This is a genomic window from Caulobacter sp. GW821-FHT09A05, from assembly GCF_059418465.1.
Map to the genome: position 1 here is coordinate 59,698 of NZ_JBWKPX010000022.1, position 20,316 is coordinate 80,013.

At 72.1% G+C, this 20,316-nt stretch carries 18 protein-coding genes and 1 pseudogene; 11 read left to right on the plus strand and 8 right to left on the minus strand.

Translation table 11 applies throughout. The features are described from left to right. Positions 1-51 precede the first annotated feature (51 nt). Entirely contained in the window at positions 52-291 is a 240-nt protein-coding gene (locus AC07NX_RS18915) for a hypothetical protein (RefSeq protein ID WP_145687478.1), read from the minus strand. Between the two features lie 279 nt (positions 292-570). Between AC07NX_RS18915 and AC07NX_RS18920 the strand changes: the two genes are divergently transcribed. After that, entirely contained in the window at positions 571-1,680 is a 1,110-nt protein-coding gene (locus AC07NX_RS18920; protein WP_494643880.1) for a YeiH family protein, read from the plus strand. Here AC07NX_RS18920 and AC07NX_RS18925 read toward each other — a convergent pair. Then, complete coding sequence (locus AC07NX_RS18925) at positions 1,673-2,344, minus strand: arylesterase (RefSeq protein ID WP_494643882.1); 672 nt, start codon at positions 2,342-2,344, stop codon at positions 1,673-1,675. The two genes, AC07NX_RS18920 and AC07NX_RS18925, sit on opposite strands and share 8 nt — an antisense overlap. A gap of 162 nt (positions 2,345-2,506) precedes the next feature. On the opposite strand from AC07NX_RS18925, the gene AC07NX_RS18930 reads away from it, so the two are divergent. Continuing rightward, positions 2,507-3,187, plus strand: coding sequence for an ABC transporter ATP-binding protein (locus tag AC07NX_RS18930; RefSeq protein WP_494643884.1), 681 nt, complete (start codon positions 2,507-2,509; stop codon positions 3,185-3,187). 2 nt (positions 3,188-3,189) lie between these two features. Then, positions 3,190-5,706, plus strand: coding sequence for an ABC transporter permease (locus AC07NX_RS18935; protein WP_494643886.1), 2,517 nt, complete (start codon positions 3,190-3,192; stop codon positions 5,704-5,706). Here the strand turns inward: AC07NX_RS18935 and AC07NX_RS18940 are convergent. After that, complete coding sequence (locus tag AC07NX_RS18940) at positions 5,600-6,751, minus strand: D-alanyl-D-alanine carboxypeptidase family protein (RefSeq protein ID WP_494643888.1); 1,152 nt, start codon at positions 6,749-6,751, stop codon at positions 5,600-5,602. The two genes, AC07NX_RS18935 and AC07NX_RS18940, sit on opposite strands and share 107 nt — an antisense overlap. Positions 6,752-6,844: 93 nt before the next feature. Between AC07NX_RS18940 and AC07NX_RS18945 the strand changes: the two genes are divergently transcribed. Beyond that, positions 6,845-7,927, plus strand: a complete 1,083-nt coding sequence (locus AC07NX_RS18945) for a L,D-transpeptidase family protein (RefSeq protein WP_494643889.1) — start codon at positions 6,845-6,847, stop codon at positions 7,925-7,927. 225 nt (positions 7,928-8,152) lie between these two features. Here AC07NX_RS18945 and AC07NX_RS18950 read toward each other — a convergent pair whose 3' ends face one another. The 4 genes from AC07NX_RS18950 to didA all read right to left on the minus strand — a co-directional run bounded on the left by AC07NX_RS18950 (position 8,153) and on the right by didA (position 12,592). After that, complete coding sequence (locus AC07NX_RS18950) at positions 8,153-10,165, minus strand: TonB-dependent receptor (RefSeq protein WP_494643891.1); 2,013 nt, start codon at positions 10,163-10,165, stop codon at positions 8,153-8,155. Between the two features lie 170 nt (positions 10,166-10,335). Further along, a complete protein-coding gene (locus tag AC07NX_RS18955) occupies positions 10,336-11,241 on the minus strand; it encodes a hypothetical protein (protein ID WP_494643893.1) in 906 nt (301 codons plus the stop codon). Positions 11,242-11,336: 95 nt separating this feature from the next. Continuing rightward, positions 11,337-12,350: an N-acetyl-D-Glu racemase DgcA gene (gene dgcA / locus AC07NX_RS18960; protein ID WP_494643894.1), complete on the minus strand. Its 1,014-nt coding sequence runs from the start codon at positions 12,348-12,350 to the stop codon at positions 11,337-11,339. 32 nt (positions 12,351-12,382) lie between these two features. Further along, positions 12,383-12,592, minus strand: a complete 210-nt coding sequence (didA, locus tag AC07NX_RS18965) for a DNA damage-induced SOS-independent cell division inhibitor A (protein ID WP_494643896.1) — start codon at positions 12,590-12,592, stop codon at positions 12,383-12,385. Positions 12,593-12,718: 126 nt separating this feature from the next. Between didA and AC07NX_RS18970 the strand changes: the two genes are divergently transcribed. Next, positions 12,719-13,030, plus strand: a complete 312-nt coding sequence (locus tag AC07NX_RS18970) for a polyhydroxyalkanoic acid system family protein (protein WP_035087779.1) — start codon at positions 12,719-12,721, stop codon at positions 13,028-13,030. 22 nt (positions 13,031-13,052) lie between these two features. Here AC07NX_RS18970 and AC07NX_RS18975 read toward each other — a convergent pair whose 3' ends face one another. After that, positions 13,053-13,538, minus strand: a complete 486-nt coding sequence (locus AC07NX_RS18975; protein ID WP_494643898.1) for a low affinity iron permease family protein — start codon at positions 13,536-13,538, stop codon at positions 13,053-13,055. Positions 13,539-13,624: 86 nt separating this feature from the next. Between AC07NX_RS18975 and AC07NX_RS18980 the strand changes: the two genes are divergently transcribed. The 6 genes and pseudogenes from AC07NX_RS18980 to AC07NX_RS19005 form a co-directional block, all read left to right on the plus strand. After that, entirely contained in the window at positions 13,625-14,902 is a 1,278-nt protein-coding gene (locus tag AC07NX_RS18980; RefSeq protein ID WP_494643900.1) for a cation:proton antiporter, read from the plus strand. A gap of 109 nt (positions 14,903-15,011) precedes the next feature. Then, the gene (locus tag AC07NX_RS18985) at positions 15,012-17,072 is read left to right on the plus strand and encodes an ATP-binding protein (protein ID WP_494643902.1); all 2,061 of its coding nucleotides are present in this window, start codon (positions 15,012-15,014) and stop codon (positions 17,070-17,072) included. A gap of 139 nt (positions 17,073-17,211) precedes the next feature. Beyond that, complete coding sequence (locus AC07NX_RS18990) at positions 17,212-18,192, plus strand: ABC transporter substrate-binding protein (RefSeq protein ID WP_494643903.1); 981 nt, start codon at positions 17,212-17,214, stop codon at positions 18,190-18,192. A 118-nt stretch (positions 18,193-18,310) separates the two neighbouring features. Next, entirely contained in the window at positions 18,311-19,051 is a 741-nt protein-coding gene (locus AC07NX_RS18995; protein WP_494643905.1) for an ABC transporter ATP-binding protein, read from the plus strand. Positions 19,052-19,091: 40 nt separating this feature from the next. Beyond that, on the plus strand, positions 19,092-19,850 hold the full coding sequence (locus AC07NX_RS19000; RefSeq protein WP_494643912.1) for an ABC transporter permease: 759 nt from the start codon (positions 19,092-19,094) through the stop codon (positions 19,848-19,850). A 128-nt stretch (positions 19,851-19,978) separates the two neighbouring features. Next, positions 19,979-20,316 (plus strand): annotated as a pseudogene (locus AC07NX_RS19005) (hypothetical protein); the annotation flags it as partial.

The following is a 20,316-nucleotide window of genomic DNA, read 5'->3' on the forward strand; positions in this document are numbered from 1 at the left end:
TCCATCGTCATCCCGGCCTGGGCCGGGGACGACGGGGAGAAGACGCCGATCTCAGCGCCGCGACACGATGCTTTCGATGGTCATCGCCCGGGCGGCGCTGTCTTCGGCGAACCGGCGGGCGATGTCGCGGACGCCCGGCGGATAGGCCTCGCCGCCGTTGGCGATTTCCTCGGCGATCCGCTGGGTCTGCAGCAGGCTGGCCTGCAGGGCGTCGATATGGGCGCCGGCCAGGCGCCTGGCCTCGGCCTGAAGGTGCTGGACCCGCTCACTCAGGCCGGCGGTCGCTTCCACCGCCACCTTCGCCCGTTGACCGGCCGTAACCACGCGAAGAGATGCCGACATCACAATCCATCCGTTCCACGCCGTGGAATCTCACGGCCACGGTCACCTTTTGCGACGCGGCGCCTGAACGCGTTGTGAGGCTTTCGTTAGCCGCCGTTCAGAAACCGGCCAAGGTTCCGCCTTGCTGGAGGGGCGACCGCCTCCCGTGGCGATTTCCCCTTGTCCCTCGTCGCGCATCGGGTCTCGATCCGGAGTGACCGGCGCGACTCGCCGGTCCAGGGCCCGACCATGAATTCCGACCTCGACACAGACACCGCCGCGGCGCGGGCCCTTTTCCAGTCCCTGGAGGGGATGGAGGGCCTGTCGCGGCCCGAGCCGGCCGCCCCGACGAAGGCCGGGACCCGCTTCCTCGGCCAGGCGACCCTGATCAAGCTCTATCCCGGCGTGCTGGTGGCGGTGACCATCGCCCTGGCCTCGCAATGGCTGGCCCAGCACTACGGCGCGCCGGTGATGCTGTTCGCCCTGCTGTTCGGCATGACCTTCCATTTCCTGCACCAGGAAGGCCGCTGCATCCCGGGCATCGAGTTCTCGTCCAAGGCCGTCCTGCGCTTCGGCGTCGCCCTGCTGGGCGCGCGGATCACCGCCAGCCAGATCCTGGGCCTGGGCCTGACGCCGATCGTCACGGTGATCATCGGCATCGGCTCGACCATCGCCCTGGGCGCGTTCCTGGCCAGGCGCATGGGCCTGCGGTCCAGCTTCGGCGTGCTGTCGGGCGGGGCGGTGGGCATCTGCGGGGCCTCGGCGGCCCTGGCCATCGCCTCGGTCCTGCCGCGCGGCAAGGACGCCGAGCGCGACACCATCCTGGCCGTCGTCACGGTCACGGCCCTGTCGACGATCGCCATGATCACCTATCCGCTGCTGACCGCGGCCCTGCATCTGGACCACACCCGGGCGGGGATCTTCCTGGGCGGCACGATCCACGACGTCGCCCAGGTGGTCGGGGCAGGCTACATGATCTCGCCCCACACCGGCGACGTGGCCACCTATGTGAAGCTGTTGCGGGTGACCATGCTGCTGCCGGTGGTCTTCACCATCGCCTTCGTCGTGGCCCGCATGGGACCTGGCGCGAGCGGCGGCGCCAAGGCGACCGTGCCGCTGTTCCTGGTCGGCTTCGCGGCGCTGGTCGTCGTCAACAGCCTGGGCTGGCTGGCCAAGCCGGTCACCGACGCGGCCAACGAGGTCTCCCGCTGGTGCCTGGTCACCGCCATCGCGGGCCTGGGCATGAAGACCTCGTTCAAGGACCTGATGACCGCCGGCTGGCGACCCGTGGCCCTGATGGTCTTCGAGACCGTGTGGATCGCCGGCGTGGTGCTGGTCGCCGTGACGTTCTTCACCTAGCGGCGGTCTGGGTGGGGATCGCCTTCAGCGCCCGGGCCACCAGCGGGGCCAGGCGATCGCCGATGATCCGCGCGCCCGCCGCGTTGGGGTGGATGCCGTCACCCTGCATCAGCCGCCGCGAGCCGCGGACCCCGGCCAGGATGTCGGAATAGAGCAGGGCCGAGAACTCGCGGGCCAGGGCCGGGTAGAGGGCGTTGAACTCCCGGGCGTAGGCCGCCCCGATCAGCGGCGGCGCGCCGACCCCGACCAGGACGACGGCGATCCGGCGCTGGCGCAGGCTCTGCAGGATGGCGCGCAGGTTGGCCCTGGTGACGCGCGGCTCGATCCCCTGCAGCAGGTCGTTGCCGCCCAGGGCCACGACGCACAGGGCGGTGTCCGGCGCGACGCTGAAATTGACCCGCGCCAGGCCGCCGCCGCTGGTGTCGCCCGACACCCCGGCCGCTCGCACCGTGGCGCCCACGCCCATCCGGGTCAGGGCGGCCTGCAACTGGGCCGGCATGGCGTCCCGGGCGGGCAGGCCCAGGCCGGCGGTGATGGAATCCCCCAGCACGGTGACCACCGGCGGCTTGAGCTGCGCCCGCGGGGCGGCCGCGGCCTGGGTGGCGAGCAGCAGCCCGGCCAGAAAGACGCGGCGGTCCGGAAAACGGGGGTCGAAGCTCATCATCTGTCCATGGACGGGGTCTGGAGACGAACCCGCCGCGCGCGAGCCCCCCTGTCCCGCTGCACAGGCAATCCCGAGAAATTGGATCGTCGCCGCATTCAGGCTCATGGCTTCCTATGTAGGCTGGGTTTCGTCCAGACAATGACCAGGAAATCAGGAAGTTTCATGGCTGAAGACTCCACGCCCGTCCTGGCTCTCGAAGCCGTGACCCTCACCCTGCCCTCGGCGGCGGGTCCGGTGAACATCCTGCGCGGCGTGGACCTGGCCGTCGGGCCAGGCGAGAGGCTGGCCGTGATCGGTCCGTCGGGCTCGGGCAAGTCGTCGCTGATCGCGGTGGGGGCGGGGCTGGAGCAGCCGACGTCGGGCGGCGTGCGCCTGTTCGGCCAGGACCTGGCCCGGCTCGACGAGGACGGCCGGGCCCGCCTGCGACGAGGCCGCGCCGCCCTGGTCTTCCAGGCCTTCCACCTGCTGCCCAACATGACCGCCGAGGAGAACGTCGCCACCCCGCTGGAGATCGCCGGCGACCGCGACGCCCTGGCCACCGCCCGGCGGTGGCTGGACCGCGTGGGCCTGTCGGCCCGGCTGACCCACTATCCGCACCAGCTGTCGGGCGGCGAGCAGCAACGCGTGGCCCTGGCCCGCGCCCTGGCCGCGCGCCCCGCCCTGCTGTTCGCCGACGAGCCGACCGGCAATCTCGACGCCAAGACCGCCGCCGTCGTCGCCGACCTGATGTTCGCCATGGTGGCCGAGGTCGGAGCGGCCCTGGTGATGGTCACCCACGACCCGGTCCTGGCCGAGCGCGCCGACCGCCTCGTGCGGATGGGCGACGGCCGGATCGAGGGCTGAGCATGGCCGTCCTCTCCTTCCGCCTGGCCGCCCGCGAGCTGCGGTCCGGCGTACGCGGCTTCCGCATCTTCCTGGCCTGCCTGGCCCTGGGCGTGGCCGCCATCGCCGCCGCCGGCTCCACGGCCGAGGCCTTCCGGCACGGCCTCTCGAGCCAGGCCCGCGAGATCCTGGGCGGCGACCTCTATGTCTCGGTCGAGAACCGCGACTTCACCCCCGCCGAGCGCGCGGCCTTCGACGGGCTGGGGACCACCACCTACACCGCCGCCGCCCGCGCCATGGCCGAGGCCCCCGGTGGCGACCGGCGGCTGGTCAGCCTGCGCGGCGTCGATGGCCGCTTCCCCCTGGCCGGGACCGTCAAGATCGATGGCGCGCCCAGCCTGCAGGCCGCCCTGGCCGACCGCGACGGCCTGCCGGGCGCGGCCGTCGAGCCGGCCCTGCTGGACCGCCTGCACCTGAAGCTCGGCGACCGCTTCACGGCCGGACCCGTGACCCTGAGGGCCAGCGCGGTGCTGGTCAGCGAGCCCGACGGCCTGTCCCGGGGCTTCGCCCTGGGGCCGCGCGTGCTGGTCCGTCGCGAGGTGCTGGAGCGTTCGGGCCTGCTGGCGCCCGGCGGCCTGTCGGGTCGCGCCGTCCGCGTCGCCCTGCCCGCCAGCCAGGACCCGCGCGCCGTCGGCAAGGCCGTCCAGGCCCGGTTCCCCGATGCGGGCTTCGAGGTTCGCGACCGCCTGGACGCCGCGCCCGGCGCGCGCCGCCTGATCGACCAGCTGGAATATTTCCTTGGCTTCATCGGCCTGGCCTCGCTGGTGGCGGGCGGCCTGGGCGTGGCGGGCGCGGTCGGCGCCTATCTGGCCACCCGCGAGCCGTCCATCGCCGTGCTCAAGGCCCTGGGCGCCGACGGGGCGCTGATCCGCAACCTCTACCTGATCCAGATCAGCCTGCTGGCCGCCCTGGGCGTGGCCATCGGCCTGGCCGTCGGCGCGGCGGCGCCGCTGATCCTGGGACGGTTCGCCGGCTCGTCCCTGCCGATCCCCGCCCTGTTCGCGGTCTATCCGCTTCCCCTGGCCAAGGCCGGGCTGTTCGGCCTGCTGGCCGCGGCGGCCTTCTCGCTGATCCCGCTGGCGAGAGCCCGCCGCACTCCGCCCTCGGCCCTGTTCCGCCGCAGCCTGGGTGGCCGCGTCCCGCTGGGCCTGGAAACCCTGGGCGCGGCGCTGGCCGGCGCCGGCCTGGCCGCCCTGGCCGTGGCCACCGCCCCCACGCCGATGGCCGCCGCGATCATGATCGCCGGGGTCGCCGTCTCGTTCGCCCTTCTCTGGGCCCTGGGGCGCGCCGCCGCCTGGGGCGCGGGCAAGGTCCGACGCCTGGTCGGCGGTCCCGCCAGGCTGGGCCTGGCCAACCTGGCCGGACCGCGCTCGGCCGCCCGCACCGCCAGCCCGGCCATCGGCCTGGGCGTGGCCCTGCTGGCCTGCGTGGTGCTGATCCAGTCGGCCCTGCTGGCCCAGATCACCACCACCGCCCCGCGCACCGCCCCGGCCATGGTGTTCACCGAGATCCCCGGAAGCCAGGCCGCCGCCTTCGACGCCGAGGTCGCCAGGGCCATGGGTCCGCTGACACCGGAGACCTATCTGCGCCTGCCCTTCGTCACCGGCCGGATCAGCGGCCTGAAGGGCCAGCCGGTCGACAAGGACAGGATCAAGCCCGGCCAGCGCTGGGCCTTCGACAACGACATCGGCATGACCCTGCTGCCCGGCGCGCCGAAAGACGGCGAGACGGTCGCTGGCCGGTGGTGGACGCCCGGCTATTCGGGCCCGCCGCTGCTGGCCCTGAACGCCGAACTGGCCGACGGCGCCGGGCTGAAGGTCGGCGACACGGTCACCCTCACCATCCTGGGCCGCGACATCGAGGCCAGGATCGCGGTGCTGCGCAGGATCGAGTTCGGCGGCTTCGGCCCCAACTTCAACGTCGTGCTGAACGCCAAGGCCCTGGAAGGCGCGGACCTGCGCAACGTCGCCATCGCCCGGCTGGGCAAGGCCCAGGAAGCCGCCCTGACCCGCCGGCTGGGCGACAGCTTTCCGGGCGTCAACGTCATCAGCGTCCGCGAGCAACTGGACGCCGCCGCCGCCCTGTTCGACCGCCTGGCCCTGGCCGTGCGCGGCGCGGCGGCGGTGGCGGGCCTGGCGGGCTTGCTGGTCTTGGCCGGGGCCATCGCCGCCGGGGCGCGAGCCCGGGCGCGCGAGGCCGCGACCCTGAAGGTGCTGGGCGCCACGCGCGGCCAGATCCTGGCCGCCTACGCCATCGAGTACGGCGCGGTCGGGCTGATCGCCGGGGCGGCCGGCGTGGCCCTGGGCTTCGCCGCCGCCTGGCCAGTGGTGGTCAAGGTGTTCGAGGCCCGCTGGAGCGTCGACTGGGGCGGGGTCATGATCCTGCTGGCCGGCGCGGCGGGGCTTTCGATGGCGGGGGGCCTCTTGGCGGCGGCCCTGGCGCTGTCGCAGCGGCCGGCGCCGGTGCTGCGGGCGGACTGAGCAGCGGGTCGCCCGGACGGCCCGAACCCGCCAGGGGCAGGCTGGCGATCGGCACGCCCGGCAGCATCGGCTCGCCGGTCCACTCCCAGTGCCAGGGCTCGAACACATAGTTGACGAAGCCGAACCGCCCGGCGTTGGCGATCAGCCAGCGATAGAGGTCCGACCGGGTCATCGCCAGCCGGTTGGGGTCGGCGCTGGAGTCGGGGCCAAAGCCCGGCGCGGCGGCGATGAACAGGTCCATGGCCAGGCCGGTGCGGTGGGCTGAGCAGATGGTGCGCGACACGCCCTGGCAGTTGTTGTCGCGGGCGCAGCGGGCGGCGTCGGTGGCGGGATCGCGGAAGCCGGAGAACAGGCTCAGGGCGCGCGGATCGCGCACCACGCCGGCCGCCTTGGCCTCGGCCACCATCCGGCGATAGGCGTCCAGGGCGCCCGGCCGCAGCTGGATGGCCTTGCCGCCATAGCTCTCCTCGGGCCTGGCGGTGGACAGCAGGGCCACCGGCGGGGCGCCGGGGCAGATCCCCTCGCCATTGACCTTCACGAACGGCCGCGCCCGGTGCCAGCGCGTCAGCATGACCTTGAAGGTCTCCGGATCGAAGGTCCCGGTCGCCTTCAGGCCATGCCCCCCCTGCCAGCGCGCCAGGGCGGCGGCGAAGCGGTTGCTGCCCGGAGCGCAGGCGGTCTGGATCTCGTGGGCGACGCGCGGCGCGTAGATTTCCCAGCCGGTCTCGGGACGTCCGAACGGCGCCCAGGTCAAGGTGGTCAGGGAGGCGGCGTTGACCGGGGCGGCGCTAGCCGAGGCGCCGCCGGCGTTGCAGTCTTCGGGCGAACCGCCGGCGACCGGTCCGAAACCCGGGCTGGCCGGCGGGTCGTTGGACGGCAGGTAGGTCGGCGGCTCGTACCGCTCAGGCTCGCGCGGCGCCGAGGCCGAGGGCGGCGGCGAGGCCGGTGCCGGCCTGTTGCTCGGCCACATCACCCACACGACGAACGCGGCGGCCAGCACCACCAGCCCGCCCAGAACCCAGATCAGCCGCCGCAGGATCTTCAAACAGGGCTCCTTGGCCGTGAGAGGCCGGTGGTGGAACTTCGCCATGGCTCAAGGCTTGAGAGGGGCAAGGCGTTCCCGCCTCGGAGTTCTCGCATGCCCTCGACCTTGCGTCCCGTCGTCCTGCTGCTGGGCTGCCTGGCGGCCGCGGCGGCCTGCTCCGACCCCGCCCCCAAACCGGACAAGCCGGCTGTTTCGAAGCCCGCCGCCCCGCCGGCCCAACCCAAGCCGCCCGTCGTCGTCGCCCCGGCCGCGCCCTCGCCCCTGGCCCAGGCCGTGAACACCGCCAGCTTCGATCCCGCCGCCGCCACCCCGGAGGCCAAGCAAGCCTATCTGACCCGCGCCCAGGTCCTGCTGAACCGCGCGCACTTTTCGCCGGGCGTGATCGACGGCCAGGAGGGCTCCAACCTGACCCTGGCGCTCAGCGCCTTCCAGGAGGCCCACCGCCTGACCGTCGACGGCAAGCTGAACCCCGCGACGTGGGACGCCCTGGTCGCCGACGGCGCCCCGGCCCTGACCGACTATGTGATCACCGCCCAGGATGTCGCCGGCCCCTTCACGCCCAACATTCCCAAGGACGACTACGAGGCCATGGCCCAACTGCCGGCCCTCGGCTACGGCTCGCCGCTGGAGGCCCTGGCCGAGAAGTTCCACATGGACGAGCCGCTGCTGCAGGCCCTCAATCCCGGCGTCGACTTCGCCAGGGCCGGGACCACGATCGTCGTCGCCGCCCTGGGCCCCGACGGCCTGGACACCAAGGTGACCCGCATCGAGATCGACAACGCCAAGGGCGTGCTCAAGGCCTATGCCGACGGCGACAAGCTGCTGGCGGTCTATCCCGCCACGGTGGGCAGCACCGAGCGCCCGGCCCCGGTCGGCGAATGGGCGGTCAACACCGTGGCCCCTCGCCCGACCTACACCTACGACCCCTCGCGCCTGACGTTCGGCAAGCCCAAGGCCAAGCTGACCATCAAGCCCGGGCCGAACAATCCGGTGGGCTCCACCTGGATCGACCTGACCAAGGACACCTACGGCATCCACGGCACGCCCGATCCCAAGCTGGTCAACAAGCGGGCCTCACATGGCTGCGTGCGGCTGACCAACTGGGACGCGGCCGAGCTGGGCGCGGCGGTCGAGAAGGGAGCGAAGGTGGTGTTCGAGGGCAAGCCGGTGCGGTGAAGGCCAGGCGTTCGGACTCCGTTGAAACCGGCCTCTGGCGTTGTCATCCCGGGCGGAGGACCGCGTAGCGGGCCGAAGACCCGGGACCCAGGATCGCCGCACAGCTTCAGCCCAGTCCCCTGGGTCCCGGACAGCCTCCGCGAGGCTTCCGGGATGACACCGAAATTATGTCTTTGGAATTATTATACTATTCGGCGCCCCATGAAGCGCCCGTCCCGGCAAGGGTCACAGCGCCAATCTCAACCCCACCCGCACGACGCGCGGCGCGGCGTAGCCCGCCACGCCGTCGGCCGTCCGTGAGGTCTGGATGTTGGCGTCCAGCAGGTTGTCGCCGGCCAGATACAGCGTCACCAGCGGCTTCACCCGCCAGTCCAGGCGGGCGTCCAGACGCCAGGCGGGGTCGAGCACGCGGCTGTTGAGGTCGTCCTCGAACCGCTTGCCTTCCCAGGTCAGGTCCGTGGCCAGGACCAGCCGCTCGGTCAGCTCGGCCGACAGGCCCGCCGTGGCGCTCCAGACCGGAGCCTGGGCCGGGCGCTTGCCGGTCAGCTGCGGAGCGACCGCCCCGCCGTCGAGCCGGGCGTCGGTGACCGACAGGGCCGAGCTCAGGGTCACGACGCCGACCTTGCGCTCGGCGCGGCCTTCCAGCCCGACCGCATCGATCGTCCCGGCGTTCCGGCGCTGGCGCAGCACGCCCCCGGCCGGGATGAAGCCGCCGATCGGGAAGGTCCCGGGTCCGGCGCCCAGGGTGACGTTGACGATCGGATCCTCGATCCGGTTCCAGAACGCCGTGGCCTCGACCAGCCCCTTGTCGCCCTTGCGCGAGACGCCGGCCTCCAACCCCTGCAGCCGCTCGGGCTTCAACGCCGCATTGGCCTCGGTGACGTCGTTGCCCACCCGGAACGGACGATAGAGTTCGTTGAGGCTGGCGGGGCGAAAGCCCGTATAGCCGGCCAGGCGGGCGGTCGTCCCGCGGCCCAGGTCGCGGGTCACGCCCAGGCGGCCGCTGACCACCTCGCCGTCACGATCGGCCGGGCGCTGGTCCAGCAGCACGGCCCCGGTCAGGGCGTTGCGCTCGATCCGGAAGCCGTCGCGGGTCTCCCAGCGGTCCAGCCGCAGGCCGCCGGCCACCAGCCAGGGACCGGTCGTCCACGAGCCGTCGACATAGGCGCCGACCACCGAGGTCTTGCCGCCCGCCACGCGGTTGCGGGTATAGGTTCCGCCGGAATAGGCGTAGCGCTCGCGCTCCTCGCCGTCGTTCAGGCGGGCGTCGGCGCCCAGTTCCCACTCCAGCCCGCCGACCTTGCGGCGCAGGGCGCCGTTCAGGCCCCAGCCGGTGGCCGGCGTCTTGTCCTGGCTGTTGGCCGGCGTGGTCGACGAGCGGTCGGCGGCCACGGCGACCGAGCGGTTGAACAGGTCGCTGGTCCGCCGCCAGGCTTGCAGCTTCCAGCCCAGGGCCGCGCCGCGCGGGGCGCGCACCAGGGTGGCGCTGAACACATTGCCCGAGGCGTTAGCCCGCGCGCCGGCCAGTCCCGCCCCACGATCCTCCTCGAAGAAGCCACCGCGCAGCGACAGCAGGCCCAGGCCCGTGGCCATGTCGATCCGGCCGGAAAGGCTCTTGGCCTCCAGGTCGGTCCGGGTGTCGGCCGCGCCGCGCGCGTCGCCACGCACCGGCACGTAGCCGTCGGACTTGTCGTAGAAGGCCGCCCCGGTGAACTCGAACCGCCCGAAGGTCGAGGTGGCCGCGGCGGAGGCGCGCTGGGAGCCCAGCTCACCGATCGAGACGTCGCTGGCGATGCCGGCGTCGCGTTCCTTCAGCCCGATGACGCCGGTCAGGGCGCCGGCGCCGTAGGGTCCCGCCCCCGCGCCGCGCACGATGTCGATCCCGGACAGGGACTCCGGAGCCAGCTGTGACCAGATCACCCAGCCGCCGAACGGGTCGTTCAGCGGCACGCCGTCCAGGGTGACCAGGGTCCGCCCCGCGCCGGACGGCGCGATGGCCCGCAGGCTGATCCCCTGGGTGGTCGGATTGGCCGACAGGCTGGAGGTACGGCGAAACAGCGACATGCCCGGCGTCTGGCCCACCGCCTCGTCCACCCGCTGGGTCTTCGCCAGGTCGCCTTCGCCCAGATGGACGGCGGAGAACGCCGCCTCGGCCGCGGCCGGCGGCAGGCGGGCGGCGGTGACGATCACCTGTTCGACATAGGGTGCTTCAAGGGCGGGCGGCGTGTCGAAGGGCATGGAAACCTCGGGGGGAACGCTCGCCAACGACCTAGAGCAAGTCGCGCGGCGGAGGAACCGCGTCCGACGACGCGCTTCCTTCTTTCGTTCGCCCTCTTTCGTCCGCCCAGGCGTCCGGAGCGTTCAACCGATCCGCTCTGGACGCCGTCTTCATCGCTCCGGCGGATCGCCTAGCAGCTGCCCGGATTGTCCCGCTTCAGCACGCAGATCATCTTGTTCCCGCGCGGCGCGCCGTAGACGGCGACCAGGCGGCTTTCGAAATAGGCCCACTTGGCCCGGGTGTCCTGGGCGGCGACGTCCATGGCCCGGTTGTAGGCCGGCAGGCCGCGCGCGGTGCCGGTGGTGTCCTTGTTGAGCACCGCATGCTTGATCCGCCCGCCGCAGTAGAGCGCCTCCGGGAAGCCGTCGTAGCAGCCGCTGATCAGGCCGGACGGGAACGTCGCGCCGGCCGGCGACAGCCACGGGGCGGGCGCGGCGTGGTTCAGGCCCTGGGGATTGGCGATCGACGGCGTGGCGCGCGGCGTGTCGATCCAGTTGCTGTGCGAATAGAAGTCCTGGGCGGCGTGGAAGGCCATGCCCATGTCCTCGAACACGTTGCACTTGGCCCGGCCCTTGACGCCGTTGAACGTGCAGCCGCCGAAGATGCTGGTGCTGTCCAGCTGCAGGTTCGGCTTCACCAGGCCGGCGGCGTCGGTCACCGCGGCGTTGATGTTGTTGTAGATGTAGGTCCGGCACGAGGTCAGGATGCTCTGGGCGGTGGCGGCGCTTTGCGGATAGGCGCCGGGGGCGAAGAAGTCGCCGCCGTCGCAATGGGCGGACTTGCTGCTCATCAGGCCCCGCGTTGGATTGTCGGGCGCGCCCACTGCCCCCCAGGTGCCGTTCTTGCCGGCCAGCTGGTCCAGCGAGTCCGGTCCGAAGCCGAACGTGGCCAGGCCGCTGCGCGTGATGCGCTCGTGTTCGGCGTTCTGGCCAAGGCTGCGGATGGTGCCGAAGGCCTGGGCCTTGGGGATCAACGCCTGGGGCGTGAGCAGGATGGAGGCGGCCACGACCGCCAAAGCCACGGAACGCTTACGCATGACGACACCTCCCTGATTATTCAATCAAGAGTTACATCGATGCGCGCGAAAGTACAGTCTGGGTTCGCTCCGTCGCGCGCCATCACGACTCGGGCTCAGAGCCACAGGCCGGTTGCCGTCACGCCGTCACCCCAGAAGCCCTGCGCCGGTCGCGTCATCCGCCCGTCCGCCACCCGGCAGCCGCCGGGATGGTCCTGCGCCAGCCACCACGGCCCGTCCAGATCGGCGAAGGCGCACGAGCCCGCCAGGTGCAAGGCGGGGGCGATGGCCAATGACGAGGCGACCATGCAGCCGACCATCAGCGTGAAGCCGTGGTTGCGGGCCTCCTCCAGCATCAGCAGGGCTTCGGACAGGCCGCCGGCCTTGTCGAGCTTGAGGTTCACGGCGCGATAGCGGCCCTTGAGTCCCGCCAGGTCTTCCGCGGTGTGCACCGACTCGTCGGCGCAGATCGGGTACGGCGGGTCATAGCCTTCCAGCGCCTGGTCCTCGCCGGCCGGCAGGGGCTGCTCGACCAGGGCGATGTTCAGGTCCGACAGCACCGGCTTGAGGCCGTCCAGGATGGCGAAGTCCCAGCCCTCGTTGGGATCGACGATCAGCCGGGCGTCCGGCGCGGCCCTGGCCACGGCCAGCAGCCGGGCGGCGGGATCCTCGGCCGACAGCTTGACCTTGATCAGCGGCGCGGCGGCCACGGCCCGGGCGGCCGCGCCCATGGCCTCGGGGCTGTCCAGGCTGACGGTCACGGCGGTGACCAGGTCGTCGGGCGCGCGCAGGGCGGTCAGGGCCTCGACGCTCAGTCCCTCGCGCTTGGCCCGCAGGTCCCAGAGGGCGCAGTCCAGGGCGTTGCGCGCCGCGCCGGGCGTCAGCAAGGCCAGGGCGTCGTGCGGCCGCGCGCCCTCGCGCAGGGCCTGGGCGGCGGGCTGGAGCTGGGTGACCACGCTGTCGACCGTCTCGCCATAGCGCGCATAGGGCACGCTCTCGCCGCGCCCGATCCGTTCGCCCTCGACGACCTCGACCACCACCACCTCGGCGGCGGTCTTGACCCCGCGCGAGATGCGGAACGGGGCCTTCAGGCGATGGCTGACATGGGCGATCGAGACGGTGCGCTGCATGTCCCTGCCATCCCACCGTCAGCGGAGTTTGGCTAGAGGCGACGGCGGATCGGCGAGTCGGCGCGGCGCTCGCGGAACACCTGCATCGCCAGGCCGGGCCGCACCAGGAACAGAGCGCCCCAGACCAGCAGCACGCCGGCGTAGTTCAGCGCGCCGAGCACCCCGCCGGGACGACCGGGACGCGTGAAGCGGGCCGAGTGGGGCTGGGGCTGGAACAGGCTGGGCATGGCGATGTCGGTCATGGCGTCCTCCGTGGATGACCGGACCTTCGGTCCTCGATACGTCAGGTCCGGACGTAGGGACAAGGACTGCTCAACCCCATATGTCCCGTGCGGGCGTTACGCCCATGGACAAGGAGCGCCACGCGCATGAGCAAGCCGGTCACCATCACCATTCCCCACCAGCTAGGCGCCGCCGAGGCGCGCCGCCGCATCGAGGAAGGGTTCGGCCAGCTGCTCAGCCAGACGGGCGGCATGGTCAAGGACGTCCAGAAGGCCTGGGCGGGCGACGCCCTGACCTTTTCGGCCCAGGCCATGGGCCAGCCGATCTCCGGCGTGCTGACCGTGTTCGACCAGTCGGTGCGGATGGACATCGTCCTGCCCGGCCTGCTGGGCGTGATCGCCGGCAAGATCACCGGCCAGGTCAAGAAACAGGGCCAGCTGCTGCTGGAGAAGAAGTAAGCTTTGAGGGCCCCGGCGGACGCTACGACGTCTTCACCCGCCGCGCTGGCGCGTTCCTGGCCGGCGGTCGCTTGGCCGGGGCGCGCTTGGTCCTCGGCGCCGCCTTCGCGTTCCTACGCGACTCGCGCACGGCGGCCACCTTGTCGACCCGTTCCTGGGCGACCTTGGCGTGCTCGACGCAGCGGGCGTGCATGGCCGCCAGCTCCTTCTCGGTCAGCTTCTCGATGCCCATGAAGTCGTTCTCGGCCGCGGAGGTCAGGATCAGCTCGTCGAGCTTGGTCTGGACCGCCGCGCCGTCGCGGTTCTGGGTGTTCTGGATCAGGAACACCATCAGGAAGGTGATGATCGTGGTGCCGGTGTTGATCACCAGTTGCCAGGTCTCGGAGAACTTGAAGATCGGCCCGCTGGCCGCCCAGGCGAGGACCACCAGCACGCAGACGAGGAAGGCCGGCGGGCTGCCGGTGATGCGCGCGGTGGCGTTGGCGAATTTGGCGAACAGCTTGTCCATGACACTCCCAGCTCCCGGACCTTAAGATCCGGGGTCATAACGCCCGACCGCGACGCCGGGTTCGGGTGGCCCCGGTCGGGCCGTCCATGCGTTACGGACGGATGTTCGACCCTTACCTGCTGTTCCTGCTGGGCCTGGGAATCGTCGTGCTGCTGGTCGCCTGGCTGCCGATGGCGCTCAGCCGCCTGCCGCTGTCCCTGGCCATCCTCTGCGTGCTGATCGGGGTGGTGGTGTTCCATGGCGGCGCCCTGCCCTTCCGCTCCGATCCCTTGCGGTTCTCGACCCTGACCGAGCGGATGACCGAGATCGTGGTGATCGTCTCGCTGATGGGCGCGGGGCTGAAGATCGACCGGCGGATCGGTTGGCGGCGCTGGGAATCGTCCTGGCGACTGATCGCCGTCACCATGCCGCTCAGCATCCTGGCGGTGACGCTGATGGGCGTGCAGGGCCTGGGCCTGCCCCTGGCCGCGGCCTTGCTGCTGGGCGGCGCCCTGGCGCCCACCGATCCGGTGCTGGCCTCCGACGTCCAGGTCGGGCCGCCGAGGTCGGGCGAGGACGGCGAGGCCCGGTTCGCCCTGACCTCCGAGGCCGGCCTCAACGACGGCTTCGCCTTCCCGTTCGTGCATCTGGCCGTGGCCATCGCCCTGGCCCAGGGGGCGGTCGGCGCGCCCCTGCTGACCCACTGGCTGGCCGTCGACGTGCTGTGGCGCGTGGCGGCCGGCGCCGGGGTCGGCTGGGTGGTCGGCCGGGCGCTGGGCTGGGCCACGTTCAAGGCGCCCCACGCCCGGATCTCCGGCACAGGCGACGGCCTGGTGGCCCTGGGCGCGACCCTGGTGGCCTACGGCGTGGCCGAGGCCGCCCACGGCTACGGCTTCCTGGCCGTGTTCGTCGCCGCCCTGGCCCTGAGGGAGACCGAGCGCGATCACGCCTTCCACGAGGCGATGCACGACTTCGCCGAGCAGGTGGAACGGCTGCTGATGATGCTGGTGCTGGTCCTGCTGGGCGGGGCGGTGGCCGGTGGGCTGCTGGACTCCCTGACCTGGAAGGAGGTGGCGTTCGGCCTGGCCCTGGTCTTCATCATCCGCCCGCTGGCCGGCTGGATCGGCCTGATCGGCGCGCCCCACTCGATGCGCGAGCGCGCGGTCGTGGCCTTCTTCGGCATCCGCGGCATCGGGTCGTTCTACTACCTGGCCTATGGCCTCAACCACGGCGACTTCCACCGCTGGGACCGGCTCTGGGCGATCACCGGCTTCGTCGTGCTCTGCTCGATCCTGGTCCACGGCGTCACCGCCACGCCGCTGATGACGCGGATCGACGCCTGGCGACGGCGAGAAGTCCTGCGGAAGGACGAAGCGCAACCCTGACGTGATTGCCCTGCACCCCAGGATGCGGCAAACCGTCACAGCGCCGCCAATCGAAGAACCGTAAAGGCCCGGTTCGCGTATTTCTCCCGTCCGGGGAACGGGAACACCCATGCAGGCTAACGTCGCCCATCAGGAACAGCGGCGGCAGGATCGCATCCTGTTCGTCCTGGCCGTGGCGTTGCTGGCCAGCCAGGCGTTCAGCGACTTCCTGACCCGCAACGCGCTCGGCATCGCGACCCTGTGGCCGACGAACGCCCTGCTGGCCGGCGGCCTGCTGGTGCTGAACCCCCGCCGCCGCGTGATCCTGACGGTCGTCGCCGCGGTCTGCCACCTGGCCATCGACCTGATGGCCGGCGACAGCCCCGGCCGCGCGATCCTCTACACCCTGGTCGACGTGGGCGAGGCCCTGCTGGTCTGGTGGGTGGTCAAGCGCTTCTTCGGCCCCCCACGCGTGCGGACCATGCGGCAGCTGGCCCTGCTGACCACCCTGACCGCGCCGATCACCCTGGCCATGGCCGTCGCCGCCGCGGCCGTGCTGGCCCTGGCCGACGGCCTGCCCTTCGTGATCGTGCTGGCCGACTGGTTCGTGCGCGGGGTGCTGGGCATGGCGATCGTGCTGCCCGCCGTGCTGGTCCTGATGGACGGCGAGCATCGCCGCGCCTTCCAGCGTCCCCTGCTGGAGCAGCTGGGCCTGGGCCTGCTGGCGGCCGCCTTGTCGGCGCTGGTGTTCCACGGCAAGGGCCTGCCCGCGCCGTTCGTGCTCTTCCCGGTCGCCCTGCTGACCGCCTTCCGCCTGGGCCCGCGCGGGGCGGCCCAGGCCTCGCTGATCGTCGCCTGCGTGGCCATCCCGCTGACCGTCCACGGCCTGTGGAACTCGCAGATCCAGACCGACTGGTCCCAGGCCCACCAGAACCGGCTGGTCCAGGTGTTCGTCGGCGTATTGTTCGTCACCAGCCTGGCCACCGGCCTGGCCCTGGCCCAGCAGGAGCGCCTGCGCCGCCTGCTGGTGCGTCGCGAGCAGCTGACCCGCGCCGCCCGGGCCCGGGCCCTGGCCGCCAACGAGGCCAAGACCGAGTTCCTGGCCACCATGAGCCACGAGATCCGCACGCCGCTGAACAGCATGCTGGGCTTCTCCCAGCTGCTGGTCGAGCGCCAGGACCTGCCGGCCGACGCCCGCCGCCAATTGGCCCTGATCGACAGCGCCGGCACGGCCCTGCTGGCCGTCGTCAACGACATCCTCGACTTCTCGCGGGTCGAGGCGGGCCAGGTGGAGCTGCTGTTCCAGCCGACCTCGGCGGCGGCGGTGCTGCACGACGCGGTCGGCATCATCCGTCCCGAGGCCGAGAACAAGGGGTTGGCCCTCGAGGTCGAGGTCATCGATCCGGTCGGCGGGCTGCACGACCTGGACGGCCTGCGGCTGCGCCAGGTGCTGCTGAACCTGCTGAACAACGCGGTGAAGTTCACCGAGGCCGGGAGGATCCGCGCCTGCCTGACCGTCGAGCCCGGCGAGATCGAGGACCGGCTGAAATTCGAAGTCATCGACACCGGTGTCGGCATCGCGGTCGAGCGCCAGGGCCGGCTGTTCCAGCGCTTCAGCCAGGTCGACAGCTCGGCCAGCCGGCCGTATGGCGGCGCGGGCCTGGGCCTGGCGATCAGCAAGGCGCTGGTCGAGCTGATGGGCGGCAGGATCGGCTTCGACAGCGCCCCGGGCCATGGCTCGGCCTTCTGGCTGGAGCTGCAGGCGCCCCAGGTGGAGGCCTATGACGCCGGCGAGCCGCGGCCGGCCGCCGCCCCCGGCGCGGCCCGCGTCCTGCTGGTTGACGACCACCCGATGAACCGCGAGATCGGCGCGGCCCTGCTGAACCTGGTCGGCTGCCAGGTCGAGACCGCCGACAACGGCGAGCAGGCGGTGGCCAAGGCGGCGCGCGGCGGCTTCGACATCATCCTGATGGACATCCACATGCCCCAGATGGACGGCCTGGCCGCCACCCGGGCCATCCGCGCCCTCGATGGCGGGGTCGGCGAGGTGCCGATCATCGCCATGAGCGCCGACGCCCTGCCCCAGCAGGTCGAACGCTGCTACGCCGCCGGCATGGTCGACCACCTGGCCAAGCCCGTGCAGCGCGAGGTGCTGTACGCCAAGGTCAACCGCTGGCTGGCGCGGCGATAGAGTCCCTCAGCGGCCCTTCGGGCCGTTTGCGCAAATGCGATAGCCCCGCCCCTCGGGGGAGCTGTCGCGGAGCGACTGAGGGGGTTCACGCGCGCGACGTCCCCCACTACCTTCACCCCCGCATTTCGGGGAGACGACGATGAAGATCCTGCGCCTGGCCGCCATGGCTGTCTGCGCCGCCCTGGCCGCCTGCTCTCCGGCCAAGAAGGAGGCCGCCGAGGCTCCCGGGCGCACCGCCCTGAAGCTCGCCACCGACTGGAAGGGCGAGGCCGAGCTGGGCGGCTACTACCAGGCGCTGGCGACGGGCGAATACCAGAAGCGCGGCCTGGACGTGACCCTGATCCAGGGCGGCCCCGGCGTGAACGTGCCCCAGTTGCTGGCCACCGGCGCCGTCGACGTCGGGGTCGGCTCCAACAGCTTCATCGTCCTGAACCTGGCCAAGGAGAAGGTCCCGGTCAAAGCCGTCGCCGCCTTCATGGACAAGGACCCCCAGGTGCTGATCGCCCATGACGGCCAGGGCATCAACGCCATCGCCGACATGAAGGGTCATCCGATCCTGCTGTCGGACGCCTCGATCACCGCCTTCTGGGTATGGCTGAAGGCCAAGCACGGCTTCACCGACGACCAGGTGCGCAAGTACAACTATTCGGCCGCGCCGTTCCTGGCCGACAAGCGCGTGGTCCAGCAAGGCTATGTGACCTCGGAGCCCTACCTGATCGAGAAGGAGGGCAAGATCACCCCGAAGGTCTTCCTGCTGGCCGACGACGGCTATCCGGCCTACGCCTCGTTCGCCCTGGTCCCCGACGCCCTGATCGCCCGGAACCCGACGGCGGTGAAGGCCTTCGTCGAGGCCACGGCCGCCGGCTGGACCAGCTATCTCTACGGCGATCCCAAGCCGGGCGACGCCCTGATCCTCAAGGACAATCCGGAAATGACCCAGGACGTCCTGGACCAGGCCCGCGAGAAGATGCGGTCCTATGGCATCGTGCCGCGCCAGGGCGTGGGCCGGATGGACGACACCCGCTGGGCCGAGTTCTTCAAGGTGGCCTCCGAACAGGGCGTCTATCCCAAGGACATGGACTACAAGAGCGCCTACACGCTGGACTTCCTGCCGAAGTGACCGCCGCGAGGACCCCCTCAGTCGGCTTCGCCGACAGCTCCCCCAGAGGGGGAGCATCCGCGCCGTCCAGATCCTCCCCCTCTGGGAGAGGCGGCCCGAAGGGCCGGAGGGGGCTCGCGTGATCGCCAGCCTTTCCGGCGTCGAGGTCGACTACGCCCGCGGCCGGGCCCTGGGACCGGTCGACCTGGCCCTCGCGCCCGGCCAGATCGTCGCCCTGGTCGGGCCGTCGGGCTGCGGCAAGTCCACCGCCCTGCGGCTGCTGGCGGGGCTCGAGCCGCCGACGCGCGGGACCGTGACCCGCGCCACGGGCAAGGGCGAGACCTCGGTGGTCTTTCAGGCCCCCACCCTCGCGCCGTGGATGAGTGCCGCCGCCAACGTCGCCCTGCCCTTGGAGCTGGCGGGGACGCCGAAAGCCGAGGCTCGCGCGCGGGCCGTGGACGCCCTGGCCCGGGTCGGGCTGAAGGGGGCCGAGAACGCCCGCCCCGCCCAGCTGTCCGGCGGCATGGCCATGCGCGCCGCCCTGGCCCGCGCCCTGGTCACCCGCCCTCGCCTGCTGCTGCTGGACGAGCCGTTCGCGGCCCTGGACGAGATCACCCGCCGAGCCCTGGCCGACGACGTCCTGGTCCTGGCGGCCGAACTGGCGCCGGCCGTGGTCTTCGTCACCCACAATGTCGAGGAGGCCGTCTACATGGCGGGCCGGGTGGTGGTGATGAGCGCCGGGCCAGGCCGCGTCGCCGGCGAGGTGGCGGTCGCGGGGCCGGTGATCCGGCCGCCGGACTTCCGCGCCACGGCGGCGTTCCGCGAGACGGCGGAGGCGGTGTCGCGGCTGCTGGCGACGGGTGTTGGAGCAGCGGCATGACCTCGTCGCCTCAACAGGCCCTCCCTCTGTGGGGGAGGACCTGATGCGCCTGCTCGCCCCCTTGATCCTGATCGCCATCCTCCTGGCCGCCTGGGAAGCGGCCTGCCGGGTCCTGGCCGTCCCCGTCTACCTTCTGCCCGCCCCCTCGGCGATCGGGAGGGCCCTGGCCGAGGGCTGGCCGCTGCTGCTGGCCAGCGCCGGGACCACCCTGTCGACCGCCCTGGTCGGGCTGGCCCTGGCCAGCGTCCTGGCCTGCGGCCTGGCCTTGGCGGTCAGCCTGAACCCGACCGTCGAGGACGCCGTGCGCCCGGTCGCCGTCACCCTGCAGGTTACGCCCCTTGTGGCCATCGGGCCGCTGATGACCATCTGGGCGGGGATCGAGCACCCGCAGCGCGCGGTCGTCGCCCTGGCGGCCGTGGCCGCCTTCTTCCCGATCTTCTCGGGCGCCCTGACCGGCCTCAAGGCGGTCGATCCGGACCTGGCCCGCCTGTTCGACCTCTACGGCGCCCGCCGCGCCCAGCGGCTGTGGCGGCTGCGCCTGCCTTCGGCCGTGCCCGCCCTGCTGGAAGGCCACAAGGTCGCCGCCGGCCTGGCCGTGGTCGGGGCGGTGGTCGCCGAGTTCGTGGCCGGCTCCGGCGGAAACCAGGGCCTGGCCTGGCGGATCCTGGAGGCCTCGAACCGCCTGCAGACCGCGCGGGTGTTCGCCGCCCTGGCGGTCCTGGCGGTCCTGGGCGTGGCCTTGCACGGGCTGCTCAGCCTGGCCGAGCGCCGCCTGCTGGCCTGGTGGCGCGGCCGCTGACCTCGCGGGCCCGAGTCGAAAATACGACACAACGCTGCAATCTTTCGGCGAAACCAGGCCGCGTTAGGCCAAGATTAAGTCCCCACACCTATCAATCAGGCCGATCCCGCGCTCTGTCGGACCGGTTCATGCGTCTCGCCCTGCTCCTGCCCGTGCTGTTCTGCGTCGCCGCCCCGGCCCATGCCGAGGGCGTGCGTGAGAGCCGCTACGGCCCGACCACGCCTCGCCAGACCGCCACCGCGACCGCCGCCGCCCGCTACGACGGCCCGATGCTCAGCTGGGCCAACAAGCGCCAGGCTTCGAGCGACCCGGTCGCCGCCGCCCCGTCCGCGCCAGCCCAACCCGCCCCGCTCGCCGCCTGGGCCGGTTACGGCGCGCGACCCGCGCCGGCCGCCTATATGCCGCCCGCGGCGACCGCCCCCGCGCGCCCCACCTTCGCGCCGCCGGTCGCGCCACGCCCCACGGC

Coding starts and splice junctions, on each gene's coding strand:
- AC07NX_RS18920 (WP_494643880.1), top strand. CDS start 571: ATGAATTCCGACCTCGACACAGACACCGCCGCGGCGCGGGCCCTTTTC.
- AC07NX_RS18925 (WP_494643882.1), bottom strand. CDS start 2,344: ATGATGAGCTTCGACCCCCGTTTTCCGGACCGCCGCGTCTTTCTGGCC.
- AC07NX_RS18930 (WP_494643884.1), top strand. CDS start 2,507: ATGGCTGAAGACTCCACGCCCGTCCTGGCTCTCGAAGCCGTGACCCTC.
- AC07NX_RS18935 (WP_494643886.1), top strand. CDS start 3,190: ATGGCCGTCCTCTCCTTCCGCCTGGCCGCCCGCGAGCTGCGGTCCGGC.
- AC07NX_RS18945 (WP_494643889.1), top strand. CDS start 6,845: ATGCCCTCGACCTTGCGTCCCGTCGTCCTGCTGCTGGGCTGCCTGGCG.
- AC07NX_RS18950 (WP_494643891.1), bottom strand. CDS start 10,165: ATGCCCTTCGACACGCCGCCCGCCCTTGAAGCACCCTATGTCGAACAG.
- AC07NX_RS18955 (WP_494643893.1), bottom strand. CDS start 11,241: ATGCGTAAGCGTTCCGTGGCTTTGGCGGTCGTGGCCGCCTCCATCCTG.
- dgcA (WP_494643894.1), bottom strand. CDS start 12,350: ATGCAGCGCACCGTCTCGATCGCCCATGTCAGCCATCGCCTGAAGGCC.
- didA (WP_494643896.1), bottom strand. CDS start 12,592: ATGACCGACATCGCCATGCCCAGCCTGTTCCAGCCCCAGCCCCACTCG.
- AC07NX_RS18970 (WP_035087779.1), top strand. CDS start 12,719: ATGAGCAAGCCGGTCACCATCACCATTCCCCACCAGCTAGGCGCCGCC.
- AC07NX_RS18975 (WP_494643898.1), bottom strand. CDS start 13,538: ATGGACAAGCTGTTCGCCAAATTCGCCAACGCCACCGCGCGCATCACC.
- AC07NX_RS18980 (WP_494643900.1), top strand. CDS start 13,625: ATGCGTTACGGACGGATGTTCGACCCTTACCTGCTGTTCCTGCTGGGC.
- AC07NX_RS18985 (WP_494643902.1), top strand. CDS start 15,012: ATGCAGGCTAACGTCGCCCATCAGGAACAGCGGCGGCAGGATCGCATC.
- AC07NX_RS18990 (WP_494643903.1), top strand. CDS start 17,212: ATGAAGATCCTGCGCCTGGCCGCCATGGCTGTCTGCGCCGCCCTGGCC.